The 15,675-nt window shown below is 73.3% G+C and carries 14 protein-coding genes and 1 pseudogene; 11 read left to right on the plus strand and 4 right to left on the minus strand.

Going from position 1 to position 15,675, the window contains the following annotated elements; genetic code table 11:
* Positions 1 to 145: 145 nt before the first annotated feature.
* Positions 146 to 1,234: an adenylate/guanylate cyclase domain-containing protein gene (locus QFZ71_RS02655; RefSeq protein ID WP_307666630.1), complete on the minus strand. Its 1,089-nt coding sequence runs from the start codon at positions 1,232 to 1,234 to the stop codon at positions 146 to 148.
* Complete coding sequence (locus QFZ71_RS02660) at positions 1,231 to 1,680, minus strand: universal stress protein (RefSeq protein WP_307666631.1); 450 nt, start codon at positions 1,678 to 1,680, stop codon at positions 1,231 to 1,233. The genes QFZ71_RS02655 and QFZ71_RS02660 overlap by 4 nt, the downstream gene beginning before the upstream one ends.
* Before the next feature lie 155 nt (positions 1,681 to 1,835).
* Here QFZ71_RS02660 and QFZ71_RS02665 point away from each other — a divergent pair, with 155 nt between their 5' ends.
* The 9 genes and pseudogenes from QFZ71_RS02665 to QFZ71_RS02705 all read left to right on the plus strand — a co-directional run bounded on the left by QFZ71_RS02665 (position 1,836) and on the right by QFZ71_RS02705 (position 11,462).
* Positions 1,836 to 2,609, plus strand: a complete 774-nt coding sequence (locus tag QFZ71_RS02665; protein WP_307666632.1) for a glycosyltransferase family 2 protein — start codon at positions 1,836 to 1,838, stop codon at positions 2,607 to 2,609.
* Positions 2,610 to 2,948: 339 nt separating this feature from the next.
* Positions 2,949 to 4,601: a SpoIIE family protein phosphatase gene (locus tag QFZ71_RS02670; RefSeq protein WP_307666633.1), complete on the plus strand. Its 1,653-nt coding sequence runs from the start codon at positions 2,949 to 2,951 to the stop codon at positions 4,599 to 4,601.
* 94 nt (positions 4,602 to 4,695) lie between these two features.
* The gene (locus QFZ71_RS02675) at positions 4,696 to 5,505 is read left to right on the plus strand and encodes an SAM-dependent methyltransferase (RefSeq protein WP_307666634.1); all 810 of its coding nucleotides are present in this window, start codon (positions 4,696 to 4,698) and stop codon (positions 5,503 to 5,505) included.
* Positions 5,506 to 5,838: 333 nt separating this feature from the next.
* A complete protein-coding gene (locus QFZ71_RS02680) occupies positions 5,839 to 6,861 on the plus strand; it encodes a winged helix-turn-helix domain-containing protein (RefSeq protein ID WP_307666635.1) in 1,023 nt (340 codons plus the stop codon).
* Positions 6,862 to 7,140: 279 nt separating this feature from the next.
* A pseudogene (locus QFZ71_RS02685) lies at positions 7,141 to 7,850 on the plus strand (C39 family peptidase).
* Between the two features lie 97 nt (positions 7,851 to 7,947).
* A complete protein-coding gene (locus QFZ71_RS02690) occupies positions 7,948 to 8,937 on the plus strand; it encodes an alpha/beta hydrolase family protein (RefSeq protein WP_307671324.1) in 990 nt (329 codons plus the stop codon).
* A 32-nt stretch (positions 8,938 to 8,969) separates the two neighbouring features.
* Positions 8,970 to 10,103, plus strand: coding sequence for a DUF4185 domain-containing protein (locus QFZ71_RS02695; RefSeq protein ID WP_307666637.1), 1,134 nt, complete (start codon positions 8,970 to 8,972; stop codon positions 10,101 to 10,103).
* 284 nt (positions 10,104 to 10,387) lie between these two features.
* Positions 10,388 to 10,843 (plus strand): Rieske (2Fe-2S) protein, encoded by a 456-nt coding sequence (locus QFZ71_RS02700; protein WP_307666638.1) that lies wholly within the window; start codon positions 10,388 to 10,390, stop codon positions 10,841 to 10,843.
* Positions 10,844 to 10,991: 148 nt separating this feature from the next.
* Positions 10,992 to 11,462: a pyridoxamine 5'-phosphate oxidase family protein gene (locus tag QFZ71_RS02705; RefSeq protein ID WP_307666639.1), complete on the plus strand. Its 471-nt coding sequence runs from the start codon at positions 10,992 to 10,994 to the stop codon at positions 11,460 to 11,462.
* A gap of 89 nt (positions 11,463 to 11,551) precedes the next feature.
* Here QFZ71_RS02705 and QFZ71_RS02710 read toward each other — a convergent pair whose 3' ends face one another.
* The gene (locus QFZ71_RS02710) at positions 11,552 to 12,466 is read right to left on the minus strand and encodes a LysR family transcriptional regulator (protein ID WP_307666640.1); all 915 of its coding nucleotides are present in this window, start codon (positions 12,464 to 12,466) and stop codon (positions 11,552 to 11,554) included.
* 90 nt (positions 12,467 to 12,556) lie between these two features.
* On the opposite strand from QFZ71_RS02710, the gene QFZ71_RS02715 reads away from it, so the two are divergent.
* Entirely contained in the window at positions 12,557 to 13,603 is a 1,047-nt protein-coding gene (locus tag QFZ71_RS02715; RefSeq protein WP_307666641.1) for a DMT family transporter, read from the plus strand.
* On the opposite strand, the gene QFZ71_RS02720 is transcribed toward QFZ71_RS02715, so the two are convergent.
* Positions 13,590 to 14,921, minus strand: a complete 1,332-nt coding sequence (locus QFZ71_RS02720) for an aminotransferase class I/II-fold pyridoxal phosphate-dependent enzyme (protein ID WP_307666642.1) — start codon at positions 14,919 to 14,921, stop codon at positions 13,590 to 13,592. The two genes, QFZ71_RS02715 and QFZ71_RS02720, sit on opposite strands and share 14 nt — an antisense overlap.
* Before the next feature lie 35 nt (positions 14,922 to 14,956).
* On the opposite strand from QFZ71_RS02720, the gene QFZ71_RS02725 reads away from it, so the two are divergent.
* A complete protein-coding gene (locus QFZ71_RS02725) occupies positions 14,957 to 15,673 on the plus strand; it encodes a pyridoxamine 5'-phosphate oxidase family protein (protein ID WP_307666643.1) in 717 nt (238 codons plus the stop codon).
* The last annotated feature ends 2 nt before the right edge of the window (positions 15,674 to 15,675 follow it).

Raw genomic sequence — 15,675 nt, forward strand, 5'->3', positions numbered from 1 at the left:
CGGCGGAGCCCCCGGCGGCCCGGCCGGCCGACCGGATTCAGTCGAACGCAGGGACGGCGGAGCCCCGAGGTGCGAGCCGGACAGGGGCGGCCGGCAGCACGGCGGGGGCGACCGGCAGCACCGCCGCGCAGGGGTGGACGACGCATCAGCGACTCGTCTTCCGACGGCCCGCCGCGACGGGCCGCAGCAGCACCGGGCGCAGCCGGGGGAAGCCGCGTACGGAGACGGGGCGCAGCCCTTTCAGTTCGTATCCGGCCAGTCCGGCCAGTTCGCCGGAGAAGGCCGTGTCGACGAGCACGGTGCCGGGGCGGGCGACCGCGGTCAGCCGGGCCGCCGCGTTGACCGCGGTCCCGTACAGGTCCCCGAACCGGGAGAGCACCTCGCCGTAGGCCAGGCCGGTCCTGACCCGCGGCAGCTCGGGTACGTCGTGGACCCGGGCCGTCAGCTCCAGTGCGATGTCAGCGGCACAGGAGGCGGACTCGCAGACGAAGAACACCTCGTCCCCGATGGTCTTCACCACCCGGCCGCGGCCCTCGGCGATCACGTCGCCGGTGAGGCTCTCGAAGCTGTCGATGACCCGCCCGAGTTCGGCGCCCTCCAGGCCGCGTGTCATCCGTGTGTACCCGACCATGTCGGTGAATCCCACGGCCCGGTACCGGAGCGCGGCGTCACCGGGAAGCGCTGCGGGGCCGGTCGTCGACGCCTGCGGGGATCCCCCCTCCCCGGTCGTCCCCGGCGCGGCCCGGAACCGTTCGGCGTACGCGGCGAGGTGGCGGCGCCAGACGTACCGCTGCAACGCCTCCAGCTCCGGCATCAGCTCCGCGGCCCGCTCCAGCGGTGCGCCGCCGGGAGGCGTGCCGGGGGCACGGTCGAGCCACCCCCGGAACGCTTCGATCTGCCACTCGGCCAGCCGTGACAGGTGGTAGGCCACGGCCCGCACCACCATGGTCTCGCTCTCGCCGGTCACCAGCCCCGTCCCGACCAGGCGCGCCACCCCCCGGAGCGCCTCGACATCGGCGTCGGTGAAGAACCGTTCGTCGTCCTCCACCGAGGGGAAGCCCAGCGCACGCCAGATCCGCTCGGCCCTCTCCGGTTCCACCCCCGCCCGCTCGGCGACGTCCTTCCTCGTCCACCGGGGGGCGGCGCCCAGCACCAGTTCCCGCAGGGCGCCGACGGGCGGGCCCGGCGTGTCGGGCCCGCCTTCCGCCACGGCTGCCGGACGCGCGTCGCTCATGTGGTGTGCACGATCAGCACGTCGAGACCGGCTTTCCTCGCGATGTCGGCGGGCACGGACCCCAGGATGCGCCCGGCGAGCGAGCGCAGGCCGCGGTTGCCCACCACCAGCAGGTCCGCCCCCTGCTCGGCGGCCGCGTTCACCAGGGCGGGCACGGGGTCGTCCTGGACGGCGACGGACCGCACCTCCAGCGCCCCCTGCCCCCGCGCGCGGTCCCGCGCGATCCGCAGGGTGTCCTCGGCCGGAGCCGACCCCACCACCTGGTACGCCTCGGGACCGAGCTGGTCCCGCGCGCGGGAGAGTTCCGGACCGCGCATCGGCTGGTAGGCGCACACGATGACGAGCTCGGCCCGGCAGCCGGCCGCGAGCCTGGCCGCCCCCTCCACAGCAGCGAACGACGACTCGGACCCGTCGGTGCCGACCATGACGACTCGATAGGAACTCACGCACAACTCCCCTGGAAGAACCGTTACTTACTCCAGAGTAAGCTCAGTCCGCGCAGGAGGTAAAGGCGTGCGCCCGTCGACGGCGGCCCGCGCGGCGGATCCGGAGGGGCCGAGATGCTTGAATGGGCCGTTCCCGATCCGGTGAGGAGAGCGCTGTGCCCCTGGTCTCTGTCGTGATGCCCGTGTACAACTCGGCGGCGACGCTGGGTCAGGCGGTCCGTTCGGTCCTCACGCAGACCCACGGCGACCTGGAGCTGCTGGTCACCGACGACCGGTCGACCGACGACTCCATGGACCTGCTCCGGGCGTTCGCCGAGCAGGACGAGCGTGTGCTGCCGCGGCCGGCGCCCACGCAGGGCGGCGCGGGCCGGGCGCGCAACCTTGCGATGCAGCGGGCCCGCGGGGACTACATCGCCTTCCTCGACTCCGACGACATGTGGCTCCCGGAGAAGACGGAGAAGCAGCTCGCCTTCGCCGGGGAAGCCGATGCGCCGTTGACGTTCACGTCGTACTTCAAGATGGACGCCGACCACGCCGGGGAGAGCACCGACTGGGCCCCGAACGGCCGGGTCATCCGCGCGAGGCCGCGCGTCGACTACCGCGCGATGCTGCGCCGGGACCACATCGGCGCCTTGACCGCCATGTACGACCGCAGGGCCCTGGGTACGCGGCTGATGCCCCAGATGCGCAAGCGGCAGGACTACGCGCTCTGGCTGAGCATCATGCGGGACGGCCACGACGCCCGGGGACTGGCCGAACCGCTCGCCGTGTACCGGGCCCAGCGGCCGGGGTCGCTGTCATCCGGCAAGCTGTCGCTGGTGCGGTACAACTGGGACCTCTACCGCACGCACGAGCATCTGTCGGTCCCCAGGGCGACAGGGTCGCTGGCCGGCGCCGTGTGGCAGTCGCTGCGCAACTCACGGATCTAGGGAACGTCCGCCGGTCCGGACCGGCTCGGCTCCGGTGCCCGGGGCGGTGGAAGGGGCCGGGCCTGGATGGCCCCGGACGAGTACCGCGATGACCGTGGTCGTCATGGGGATCGCCGGTACCGACCGCCGCTCCGCACGCCGACGCTGTCCGGGCGCCTCCCTGCGGACGGCGGACGGGGAGGAGAGCCGGGGAGCGCCCGGTCGGTGTGCTGACGTCCCGGATGCGGGGGATCATCGGAGCATGAGGGGCGATGATCCACTGCGCTGCCCGCCCGGCCCGGGTCCGCTGCCCCCGGCCGGGGGCGCGGTACCGCCTGTCCGAGCGGGGTGGGGGCGGCGGTGAACGAGGAACGTCTCCTCAGGCGGTACCAGGCGCTCATGGCGGCCGTGCCGCAGTCCGTGTGGGTGATGTCGCCCGACGGCGTCGTCACTCTGTTGGCCGGAGGCGGCATCGCGGAGAAGCTGTGGCGTCCCGAGGGCGGAACCCCGTGGATGGACGCCGTGCATCCGAAGGACCGGGGCTGGTTCCAGCGGGCCTGGCGCGGGGCCACGCAGCGGCGCACGCCGCTCGACACGATCGTACGGGTACGGCTCGACGGCGCGCCCGACCGTTTCCGCCATGTGAAGATCATCGCCGCGCCCGTGCTCGACGAGGGCGGGAGGGTGGAGTGGGTCGGGACCGCCAGCGACGCCGAGAGTCACTGGCGGACCCGGATGCGGGAGAAGCTGCTGGCCCGGATGGCGGCGGTGCCCGCGGCGCACGACCTGTCCGAGGCGTTCCTGACCACGGCGGCGGCCGTCGTGCCCGAACTGGCCGACGCCGTCGCCGTCTTCCGCGTACAGAACGGTGTCGAGGCCGGTGTGCGACCTGACGGCGGGCCGCCGGACGTGACGTCGCCGGAGCGGGTCGGGCTCGCCCCCGGACTGCCTCCCCTGCCTCCGCTGGAGCCCGACTTCGTGCTGGGTCCGGTCGCCCGGCAGGCCATCGAGAGCCAGCAGGCGAAGCTGATCGTCTTCCCACCCGACGGACCGCCCGGGGAAGGACTGTCGGACGCCTCCGCCCGGTGGCTGCGGGAGGCCGGCGCGACGGGCGTGGCACTGCTGCCGGTCGTGGTCGACGGCCGGACGGTGGCGCTGGCGACCATCGCCACCTGCCGGGGCAACCCGCCCCCGGACGAGGCCGACCTCTCCCTGCTGCAGGACGTCTTCCAGCAGATGAGCGGGCCGCTGCGCCGGACCATGGAACTCCAGAGCATCCGCGGCAAGGCGCTCGCCCTGCAGCAGTCGTTCCTGGCCGCCCCGCCGCCCGTCGACGGCCTCACCATCACCGCGCTCTACCACCCGGCCGATTCGGCCGCCGAGGTCGGCGGCGACTGGTACGACGCCGTCCGGCTCTCGCCCGACGCCCTCGCCCTGTCGATCGGCGACATCGCGGGCCACGACCTCGACGCGGCCACCGCGATGGGCCGCGTCAACAGCATCCTGCGGGGGCTCGCCTACGACAGCGGTCCGAACGCCAGCCCGGCGGACACGCTGAGCCGCCTCGACCGGGTCGTGCAGGCGCTCGACAGCCCGTCGATGATCACGGCGGTGCACGCGGTGCTGCGGCGGCTGTCCGGCGGCGACTGGCGCATCGCCCTGTCCAACGCCGGCCACCCGCCGCCCCTGCTGCTCCCGGCCGGGGCGCCGTCGCGGTATCTGCACGGCCTCACGGCACCGGACCCGCCGCTGTGCGTCGCCGACGCCCTCGACCGCACCACCCTCCACGCGGTCCTGCGCGCGGGCGACACCCTGGTGCTCTACACCGACGGGCTCGTGGAGACGCCGGACACGGACATCGGCGACAACCTGCGGCGGCTGCGCGAGCGCACCGACGCGCTGACCCGCAGGGGCCTGCCGCTGCCGAACCTGATCCGCGGTCTGCTGCCGCCCGTCCAGCACCGCCGGGACGACATCGCCGTCATCGCCCTCCAGGCACGGCCGGACCGGTGACCGGGGACCGGATGTTCGGGGATCTCCACGTTTGCGCGCGGTACCGCCCCTCTATACCGTCGAGAAGGCCGTCCTCGGACGAAAGAGGCTCTGCATGAACACGCCGAACGAACGCCGGAGCGGGCTCGCCAGCTCACGGGCGCACTCCGCCCGGGTGTACGACTACATCCTGGGCGGCAAGGACCACTACCCCGCGGATGTGGAAGCGGGCGACGCCATGGTCCGGCACTGGCCCGCGCTCCCCGTCCACATGCTGGAGAACCGCCGGTTCATGCACCGCGCCGCCCGCTTCCTGGCGGAGGAGCGGGGCATCCGCCAGTTCCTCGACGTCGGGACCGGGCTGCCGACCTCGCCGAACCTGCACGAGATCGTGCAGGAAGTGGCGCCGGAGTCGCATGTGGTCTACGTCGACAACGACCCCATCGTCCTGGCGCACGCGCGTGCCCTGCTGGAGAGCTCACCGGAGGGCGCCACGGCCTACGTGGACGCGAACATGCACGACCCCGACGCCATCCTGGACAGTCCCGAGTTCCGCGAACTCATCGACCTGGACCGGCCGGTCGGCCTCATGGTGATCGGCATCATGCACTTCATCCTGCCGCCGGACGACCGCCGCCTGGTCAAACGGCTGCTGGACCCGCTGCCCTCGGGCAGCTATCTGGCGATGACCATCGGCACCGGCGACTTCGCGCCCGAGGAGGTGGGCCGGGTGGCGGAGGAGTACCGGCAGCAGAACATGCCCATGGCCCTGCGCGATCTCGCCACCGCCACCTCGTTCTTCGACGGGCTGGAGCTGCAGGAGCCGGGGGTCACCCAGGTGCACACGTGGCGCCCCGGACCGGAGCAGGACGGCGTCGACGGCCGGGACATCGCCATGTACGGGGCGGTCGCGAGAAAGCCCTGAAACGGCGGGCCCGAGCCCCGCTCGCGTTCGGACTCCGTGAGCCCCGCTCGCGTTCGGGCTCCTTGAGCTCTGTTCGCGTTCGGACTCCTTGAGCTCCGCTCGCGTTCGAGCCACTGGGCCCTGATCGCCCGGTGAACCGGAGCCGTCCCCGTACGAGGGGCCGGGAGGCTGAGGCCGGTCCCCCGGCCCCGCGCATACGGCCCGCGGCCTACGGGACGGCATATCCCGCCGCGCGGACGGGTAGTGGCCAGTTCTCCGCCGGTGCTCGCGCGACGGACCCGCCGGCAGGGCCGCGGGGGCGGGGACACCGGCCCGCCTTCCGATGGAGCGTCCATGCTGCGGATCCACTTCACGCCCGACGACCTGACGCGGGTCAAGGTGGCGCCGGGGCCGGACGTCCTGTGGGAGATCACCAACAGTGTGCAGACCCTCCAACGTACGGACGGGGAACGGGTCTTCGGTACGTGGCGCCGCCGGGTGCGGCCCCGGCTCCCGGAGAGCCGGCGGCTGCTCTCCCCGCTGCTGCCGCCCCGCGGGTACTCCCCCGACTTCCTGACCCCCACCTCCGGTGACCGCACCACGCTCGGGTCCGCCGTCGACACCCTGCTCGGCACACCGCGACCGAGGCTGCGCGCGGAGCTGGCGCGGCTGGCCCGATCGACACGGCTGCCGGCCTGGGCCGCCTCCCTGGCGGAGGGCGACACCGACATGCTCGCGCGGCTGGGCGAAGCGCTCCACGCCTACCAGGCGGAAGCCCTCGTACCGCACTGGCGGCACGTCCGCTCGGATCTCGAGGCCGACCGGGCGCTGCGGACCCGGCATCTGATGGACGGCGGCACCGAGGCGCTGCTGGCCGGCCTCGGGCCCGATGTCCGCTGGCGGCCGCCCGTCCTGGAGGTCACCTACCCGGTCGACCAGCACCTGCTGCTGAACGGACGCGGAATCGTGCTCCAGCCGTCGTTCTTCTGCTGGCCCGCCCCGACCACCCTGGCCGACGGCGACCTGCCGCCCGTCCTGGTCCACCCCATCCAGCACACCGCCGACTGGGCCGCCCTTCCGGGGGCGGTGGGGCCGGCCACGGGCCGGGGCCCTCTCGGCCGGCTGCTCGGGCAGACCCGCGCGGATCTGCTGCGGGCCGCGCGCACCGGCTGCTCCACCGTGGAGGCGGCCCGGATGCTCCAGGTGACCCACCCGGCGGTGAGCCAGCACATGAACGTGCTGCGTGCGGCAGGTCTGACCACCACGGTCCGCACGGGCGGGCGCGCCTTCCACGTGGCGACCGCGGAGGGCCGTGCGCTGCTGGCGACGGAGGACCGCCGTGCAGGTCGCGGGCGGGGCGACGAACCGCGCCCGTAGAGGCGCCCGGACACACCGCTCGTGCCGCGGAGCGGACCGGGCGGCGGACTCCGCCCGGCGGCCCCGGCCCACAGCGTTCGGTACGGGGCGCACGCCGGACGGCCGACTGCGCCCGTGAGCCTCGAGCCACCGCGCCCGTAAGCCTGGACTTACAGCGCTTGTGCCGGGCGCCGCCGCACCACCACGCTGTCCCCTGTCACCGCACCGCACCCGGCAGGACGCTTCCCACGGCGTCCCGCGCCGATGTTCCCGTACGGCCCCGCCCCCACAGGAGCCCTCATGCGCGCGAGACTTGTCCCCGCCATCGCGGCGATCGCCCTCGGAGCACTGCTGCTCCCCGGAACCGCCCACGCCTCACCCGCCCCCGCCGTCCCGGTGGTCGACGTGCGGGCCCACGACTCGGCGGCCGGCACCGCCCTCGTCTCCGGCTACGACGAACCGGGCGCCCGCCTGCGGGTGGACGCCGGCCGGACGAGCGCCGCCCGCTGGCTGACGATCGACTACCAGGTCCAGCAGACCGGTTACTGGTGCGGTCCCGCCGCGACCCGCATCGCGCTCTCCGCCCGTATGGCTGCGCCCAGCCAGAGCCAACTGGCCGCGCAGCTCGGTACCACCGAGGCGGGCACGGACCACATCGGGCAGATCACCCGTGTGCTCAACGCCCGTCTGGGCGGCGGCTGGTACGAGACCAAGGAGATGCCGAACGACCCGCCCACCCGTGCGCAGCGGGATCTCCTGTGGCACGACATCGTTTTCGACATCGACCGCAACTACCCGCTGGTCGCCAACATCGTCGCCCCGCCCGGCAACCAGCCGCCCGGCTATCCGCCGGACCAGACGATCTACCACTACTTCACCGTCTTCGGCTACGACGCGGTGGACCGCACCGTCCTCATCGCGGACCCCGCGTCGTTCAGCGGCAACCAGATCTACTGGATCTCCTTCGACCAGCTGGCCACCCTGATCCCCCGAAGGGCTACAGCGCCTGAACCCGCCCTGACCTGACCGCAGTTCACCTGATGGCGCGGGAGGCCACGACTGCCGCCCCGCGCCCCCGGAAACACCTTTCCCGACCAGGAGGTCATGTTGAGCACGCACCGGCCCACCCGCAGAGGCGTCATCAAGGCAGCCGCCGGCATCACCGCCGCGACGGCGCTCGGCGCGGGAGGCGTCCTGGCGTCGGCGTCCGCCGCCCACGCGGTCGGCGACGGGTTCGGCCTGCGCATCGTGGACCGCGACGAACGCGACCCGCGCATGCGGTACTTCCGCTTCTCGACCGATGCCATCGGCTGGAACCCCGGCGTCAACGTCCTGCTGCCCGACGGCTATCACACCGGGGGCCGCAGGTATCCGGTGCTGTACCTGTTCCACGGAGGCGGTACCGGGCAGGACTTCATCACCTTCGACCGGATGGGCATCCGCGCCTGGACCGCCGGAAAGCCGCTCATCGTCGTGATGCCGGACGGCGGCGCGGCGGGCTGGTACTCCAACCCGGTCAGCTCCAACGTCGGCCCCCGCAACTGGGAGACCTTCCACATCGCCCAGCTCCTCCCGTGGGTGGACGCCAACTTCCGGACGTACGCCGAGTACGACGGCCGGGCGGTCTCCGGCTTCTCGATGGGCGGCTTCGGCGCCCTGAAGTACGCGGCCAAGTACTACGGGCACTTCGCCTCGGTCAGCTCCCACTCCGGCCCGGCCAGCCTGCGCCGTGACGCCGGACTCGTCACCCACTGGGCCAATCTCTCCTCGGCAGCCGTGGAGTTGGGAGGGGGCACGGTCTACGGCGCACCGCTGTGGAACGAGGCCCGCGTGAGCGCCGACAACCCGGTGCAGCGGGTGGAGAGCTACCGCAACAAGCGGGTGTTCCTGGTCGCCGGGACCAGCCCCGACCCGGTCAACTGGTTCGACACGGTCAACGAGACCCAAGTCCTCGCGGGACAGAGGGAGTTCCGTGGACACCTCGGCTCGGCGGGGATTCCGCACGAGTGGCACGAGGTGCCCGGCGGCCACTTCGTGCGCCCCGACCTGTTCCAGCGGGACCTGGACGGGATCGTCGCCCGCCTCCGTAAGGCCTGACTCACCGCCCTTCTCCACCCTCGGGAGCCCTCATGTCCGAACAGCACGCGTCGCAGCCCGGCCGGTACGGCGCACGGACCGGCGGCTTCGGCCGTCCGGGCTTCCCGAGCCGCCGTTCGCTGCTGCGCTCCGCGGCGGCCGGCGGGATCGCCGCGGGGGGCCTCGCGGGCGGCGCTTCCCGGGTGGGCGCCGCGCCGCGGGTCACCGGGACGAAGGTGCGCGACCTGACCGGACCCGCCCTCACCGGGCAGTTCGCGGCGCCCTGGACGGACCTCGGCATCCCGGCGCGGTGCCCCGACGGTTCCCTGCTGTTCCTGTGCGGCGACACCTTCGACGGGGGTGGTGTCGGCGGGCCGGACTGGCGGTCGCCCGTGGGGCTGCGTTCGTCGAACGCCGCGCCCGGATCGCTCCTCATCGACGGCGCGGTAGGGGGTTCTCACGCCGTCGGCCTGGTTCCGGAGGGGCACACGGGTGGCACCACCGCCCTCCCCTCCGACGTGTTCACGGTGGGGCCGACGATGTACATGCACCTGATGCGCGGGGTGATCCATCGGACCGATCACACCGACTTCTGGCGCTCCGACGACAACGGCGAGACCTGGCGGTACCTGTGCCAGTGGCCGGGCGGGCTGTACGGCGGCCAGTTCCAGCAGAAGACGTACGCGGTCGCGGACGACGGATATCTGTACGTCCTCTCCACCGCCTTCGACCGGAACGTGACCTCCGGTCTGCTGCTCCACCGGGTCCGCCAGGACTCACCGGGAAACCCGGCGGCCTACGAGCCGTGGGGGTACGCGGGCGGGGCGTGGGCGTGGGGCAACCCGCCGACGACCGTGACGTCGCCGCGCCGCTGGGGCGAGATCTGCTTCCGGGCCATGGGCGGGCGTTACGTGCTCACCTGGCTCGGCATGAGCCCGCTGGGCATCCGCGCGCAGATCGTCGCGTCGCCGACGTCGAACCTGTTCACGGCTGTGGAGCAGACCATGATCGTCCCCACGCTACCCGGCCTGGAGACCGGCAACGCCGTGGCGAGTCCGTACGGCGGCTTCATCGTTCCGGGGTCCGAGCCGGGCGATCTCCACATCACGGTCAGCCAGTGGTACGACGCCCAGAACTACCGGGTCATGCAGTACCGGGTGAACGGTCTGGTGGGTCCGGCGCTCTGAACCGGAGGCGCGGGCCGAGGAACGCGGTGACGAGAAGACGCCCCCGGGCGGACCGGCGTCACCCGTTCCGCTGTCGGCCGGCCGAGCGCCTCGGCGCGCCGGTCCCCGGCGGAGCGGCCGGGGGCGACAGCGCGCCCGTCCGGGAGGTCCGCCGGCTGCCGCAGGACCGCGCCGGTTCCGTGCGGGGCCTCCGGATGAACAGAGCTGTCTCGGGGCACGTATCTCCGGCGGAGACCATCGAGACCGGTCCGCCCCGACCGGACACTGACGAAGGGAACGCCGTGATGAGTGCAGCACAGGAGCGCCGGAGCCTCCTCGGACGCCGTACGGTCATCGCCGCGGCTGGAGCCGCCGGAGCGGCTGCCGCCCTCACCGCGTGCGGCGGAGCGGACGGTTCGGGAGGCGGGGACAGCTCGGCCGGGTCGGATGCCGTCGAGCAGCCGGGGGACGGGGGCGCGGTACTCGCGGCGACCGCGGACATTCCGGAGGGCGGCGGGGTGGTGCTCGCCGCGCAGAAGGTCGTGGTGACCCAGCCGCAGCCGGGCGAGTTCAAGGCGTTCTCCTCCACGTGCACCCATCAGGGATGTGCGGTCAAGGACGTCTCGGACGGCTCGATCGTCTGCCCCTGCCACAACTCCACCTTCGACGCCGCCACGGGCAGTCCGACCGGCGGACCCGCCACCCGGCCGCTGCCGGTCCGCGAGATCACCGTCGAGGGCGGCTCGATCAGGCTGGTGTAGCACCCTGCCGCGTGGTCCCGTCCCCGGCGGTGGGCGGAGTCCGTCGTGAGGGGTGTCGATGGACGGACCGGGGCGGGCGAAGCGGCCGTTGCGTCGCGGCGGAAGAAGCTCCATGATTCCTGACAGGCAGCCGGCGGAGAGGGCGATCATGACCGACACCCAGCGCCGAGGACGCCGGATCATGATGACCCCCGAGGAGCGGGACGCCTACCTCCGTGAGCGGCGCACCTGCCGGGTGGCCACGCTCGGTTCCGACGGCGCTCCGCATGTCGGTGCGTTGTGGTTCGTCTGGGACGGCAGCTCCCTCTGGCTGTACTCCCTCACTCGCAGCCTGCGCTGGTCCCAGCTCCTCAAGGACCCCAGGATCGCTGTGGTGGTGGACGACGGCGAGGGGTACGAGGAGCTGCGCGGGGTGGAACTCACCGGCCGGGCGGAGTTCGTGGGCGAGGCGCCCCGCTCGGGTGAACCCTGCCCCGAACTCACCGATCCGGAGCGGCTGTTCCCGGTGAAGTACTTCGGCATCACGGACATGCCCCACGACGGACGGCACGCCTGGCTGCGGCTCACCCCGGCGAGGGTCACCTCCTGGGACTTCCGCAAGCTCGCCGGTCCTGCCTGATCCGAGGCGACCGAGGCCGGGCTTCGCGCCTCGTACGGATGCCTCACCCGGACGGGCACGGCACTCCGGCACGCCGGACGCCGCCCGGCTCACCCCCCGGCGGCCGTGACGCGCGCACCCGCGGCCCGCAGCGCCTCCACCGCCGCCCGGACCGAGGGTCGGCGGTCCGCGTCCGTACGCCAGACCGCGTGGACGTGCCGCCGCATCGTCTGCCGTACCGGCACCAGCCGTACCCCGTCGGGGACCGGGCCGCGCCCCAGCCGGGGAGCCACACAGACGCCGAACCCGGCCGCGATCAGCGCGAGTTGCGTGTGGTGTTCACCCGCCAGATGGGCGATGCGCGGTTCGATGCCTCGGGAGCGCAGGGTGAACATCAGCCAGTCGTAACAGAATTCGCCCTCGGGCCAGGACACCCACGGGTCGTCCGCGAAGTCCTCCAGCTCCACGGCGTCGCGGTCCGCCAGCGGGTGTCCGGCCGGCATGGCGATGTCCGGTGCGTCGTCCACGAGTTCGGCCTTGGACAGGCCTCCGGGCACGGGCAGACGCTTGTTGCTCCAGTCCAGCACGACGGCCAGGTCGACGTCCCCGCGCAGCACCGCGCGCAACCCCTGCTCGGGCTCCAACTCCTGCGTACGAACCGTGAGATCGGGGTGGTCGGCACGCAGGGAGGTGAGCGCTGCGGGGAACAGGCCCCGTGCCGCCGTCGGGAAGGCGGAGATCCGCACCTCACCGACGACCTCGCCCCGCTGGGCCTCGATGTCGGACTGGGCCAGCTCGACCTGCGACAGGATCCGCGCCGCGTGATCCGCGAGAAGCCGTCCGGCGTCGGTGAGGCGGACGCCGCGGCCGTTCCGGGCGAGCAGCCGCTGCCCCACCTCGCGCTCCAGCTTCGCCATCTGCTGCGAGACAGCCGAGGTCGTGACGTGGAGGCCGTCGGCCGCGCCGGTCACCGAGCCGTGCCGGGCGAGGGCGTCCAGAGTGCGCAACCGCTCCAGGTTCAACATGGGGATGATGTTACCGATAAGCGTTGCTACGTCATCGACCTCAGAAACATTCACTTGTTCTACGGTGATGCCTTCGGCAGGCTCACTCCCATGAGCGTCCCCCGCGAGCCGACGGCCACGTCCCCGGCGTCAGCCCCTCCCCCGCCGGCCCCGTCCGGGCCGATCGCGCCAACCCCGCCCCCCGCACCGCCGGGCCGGCGACCCGGCGCCCCGCGACCGGCCCTCGACTGGCGCGTCCGGTTCGTGGCGCTCTCCCTCATCTGGGGGTTCAGCTTTCTGCTGATCAAGGTCGGGACCGAGGGGTACGCCCCGTTCCAGGTCACCTTCGGGCGGCTGCTGGCCGGTACGGCGGTCCTGGTCGCCGCCATGGCGATGCGCCGGGAACGGCTGCCGCGTTCGGCCCGGACCTGGGGACACCTCGCGGTCGCCGCCCTCCTCCTCAACGCATTGCCGTTCTCCCTGTTCTCCTACGCGGAGCTGACGATCCCCTCGACGCTGGCCGGGATCTGCAACGCGACCTCGCCGCTGTGGGGCATGGCGCTCTCGGTCGTCGCCCTCTCGGAGGACCGCCCGACCCTCCGGCGGGTGGCCGGGCTCGGCGTCGGCTTCCTCGGCGTTCTCACGGTGCTGGGCGCCTGGCAGGGCTTCTCCGGTGTGGATCTGCCGGGGACGGGCATGGCGCTGCTCGCGTCGTTCTGTTACCCGGTCGGCTGGATCTACGTCCGCCGCACCCTGGCCGGGACGGGAGCGTCGACGCTGGCGTTGACGGGCAGTCAGCTGCTGCTCGCCACGGCGCAACTGGCCGTGGTGACACCCCTTTTCACCGCCGCACCCACCTCGTTCCCCGTCCTGCCGACGCTCTCCGTGCTCGCCCTCGGGGCACTGGGCACGGGCCTCGCGGTGCTGCTCCAGTACGGCCTGGTCCAGGAGGTCGGTCCGACGACCGCCCAGATGGTCACCTACTTCATCCCGGTGATCGCGACGGCGGCGGGCGTCGCCCTGCTCGGTGAACGGCTGAGCTGGAACACCCCGGTCGGGGCTCTGGTCGTGCTCGCCGGCGCGGCCCTCACCCGAAGCCGCGCCCGCACTGCCGTGTCGGGCCCCGGATCAGCCCCCTCCCGGTTCAGCCGAAGCTGACCGGTCGGGCCGGCCCCGCGGCGGCCGCCACCGCGTCCGCCAGGGGCCCGATGTCCGCCGCGCCCAGCGGGGAGACGGTGAGACGCACCGCCGGGGGCGCGTCCAGCCGGAAGCGGGCGCCCGGAGCCGCCGCCCAGCCGGCGTGGAGCAGCCGGGCCACGGCCCCGGTCTCATCGCTCACGGGCACCCACACGTTCATCCCGGTGCGGCCGTGCGCCGCCACCCCACGCTCGGCGAGGGCGTGGACGAGCGCGTCCCGGCGGTCGCCGTAGGAACGGGCCACCGCCCGCGTGTCGACGGCGTCCGAGGTCCACAGATGGAGCACGGCACGCTGGAGGAGGCGGCTCACCCAGCCCGGCCCGAGCCGCTGCCGCCCCGCCACCCGGTCGACCGTGACGGGGTCCCCGGTGAGCGTGGCGACCCGCAGATCGGGCCCGTACGCCTTGGCCGCCGAGCGGATGAAGGCCCAGTGGGCCGTCACTCCGGCCAGCGGGTGCAGCGGCAGATCGACGATCGCGTGGCCGTGGTCGTCCTCGATCAGCAGCACGTCCGGATGGCGGGCGAGGACCGTGCGCAGCGCCCGCGCGCGGGCGGCGTCCAGCGACGCACCGGTCGGGTTCTGCGCCCGGTCGGTGACGACGAGGGCCCGCGCCCCGGCCCGCAGCGCCCGCTCCACGTCCGCGACCAGCGGACCGAAGTCGTCCACACCGACCGGTACGGCGCGCAGTCCCAGCGCCGGTACGAGGTCGAGCGTGCCGCCCCAGCCGGGGTCCTCCACCGCCACCGCGTCGCCCGGCCGGAGGTGCGCCGCGAGCACCCGCTCGATCGCGTCGAGAGCGCCGGACGTCACGGCGACCGGCCCGTCGGGCACCCCGTCGGCGTCCATCGCCCGCCGGGCGTACGCGGCGAACTCCGCGACCACCGCGGCCTGCCCGTACAGGCCGGGGCTCCCCGCGTCGGCGGCGGCAGCGGCGGCGAGCGCCGGACCGAGGTCGGGCAGCAGCGCCGGATCGGGATTGCCCTCGCCCAGATCCCGTACGCCGGGGGGCGCCTCGACCCGCAGGGAGCCGCGCGTCGTACTGGCCGGGGCGGGGCGGACCCGGCTCCCCCGGCGGCCCGCCGTCTCGATCACCCCGCGCTCGCGCAGCGTCCGGTAGGCGGCCGCCACGGTGTTGGGGTTGACCTCCAACCGCGCGGCCAACTCCCGCATGGGAGGCAGAACATGACCTGATGGGAGGTCCCCGGAGCCGACCCCGCGTTCGATGCTGGCGGCAATCTCCGATGCGCGCCGCCCACTGATCCGATACTCTCCTAGCACAAACAATATTATGCACTAGTGCAATGGAGATGGCAATGCAGCACACCGCGCCGTCCGGGAACGCGGGCCCGGAGTCCGCCGCTCCCTACCTTCCCACCGACCGCACCGTCCCCACCCGCTCCAAGGAGCGCGCCTCCTACGACCGCGCGTCGGTCCACTCGATCCTCGACGAGGCCTACCTGTGCCACCTGGGCTTCGTACGCGACGGCGCGCCGGTCGTCCTGCCGACCCTCTTCGGCCGGATCGGCGAGCGGCTGTACGTCCACGGTTCCACGGGCTCGCGCCCGCTGCGTTCGGCGGGGAGCGCGGATCCGGGACTGCCGGTCTGCCTGACGGTCACCCATGTCGACGCCCTCGTCCTGGCCCGGTCCGCCTTCCACCACTCGATGAACTACCGCTCGGTGGTGGTGCACGGCACGGCCGTGACGGTGACCGACCCCGAAGAGCGGCGGCTCGCCCTGGACGCGATCGTGGAACAGGTGGTGCCGGGGCGCTCCCGCGACTCCCGGCCGGCCGATGCCAGGGAACTCGCCGCGACGGCCGTGATCCGGCTGGACCTGGACGAGGTCTCCGCGAAGGTCCGCACCGGCGGCCCCAACGACGAGCCCGAGGACAGCACCCTCCCTCACTGGACCGGCATCGTGCCGCTCACGCGGGGCTACGCGGCGCCGGTCCCGGCGGACGACCTGGACCCGTCCATCGGCGTACCGGACTATCTGGCGGCGCTCCGACGGGGTACGACGGGGGACTGACC

The organism is Streptomyces sp. V2I9, from assembly GCF_030817475.1.
GTDB lineage: Bacteria > Actinomycetota > Actinomycetes > Streptomycetales > Streptomycetaceae > Streptomyces.

Bases quoted from the DNA above. Each gene is read 5' to 3' on its own strand.
- QFZ71_RS02655 (WP_307666630.1), bottom strand. From the start codon at position 1,234: ATGAGCGACGCGCGTCCGGCAGCCGTGGCGGAAGGCGGGCCCGACACG.
- QFZ71_RS02675 (WP_307666634.1), top strand. From the start codon at position 4,696: ATGAACACGCCGAACGAACGCCGGAGCGGGCTCGCCAGCTCACGGGCG.
- QFZ71_RS02680 (WP_307666635.1), top strand. From the start codon at position 5,839: ATGCTGCGGATCCACTTCACGCCCGACGACCTGACGCGGGTCAAGGTG.
- QFZ71_RS02695 (WP_307666637.1), top strand. From the start codon at position 8,970: ATGTCCGAACAGCACGCGTCGCAGCCCGGCCGGTACGGCGCACGGACC.
- QFZ71_RS02700 (WP_307666638.1), top strand. From the start codon at position 10,388: ATGAGTGCAGCACAGGAGCGCCGGAGCCTCCTCGGACGCCGTACGGTC.
- QFZ71_RS02705 (WP_307666639.1), top strand. From the start codon at position 10,992: ATGACCGACACCCAGCGCCGAGGACGCCGGATCATGATGACCCCCGAG.
- QFZ71_RS02710 (WP_307666640.1), bottom strand. From the start codon at position 12,466: ATGTTGAACCTGGAGCGGTTGCGCACTCTGGACGCCCTCGCCCGGCAC.
- QFZ71_RS02715 (WP_307666641.1), top strand. From the start codon at position 12,557: ATGAGCGTCCCCCGCGAGCCGACGGCCACGTCCCCGGCGTCAGCCCCT.
- QFZ71_RS02725 (WP_307666643.1), top strand. From the start codon at position 14,957: ATGCAGCACACCGCGCCGTCCGGGAACGCGGGCCCGGAGTCCGCCGCT.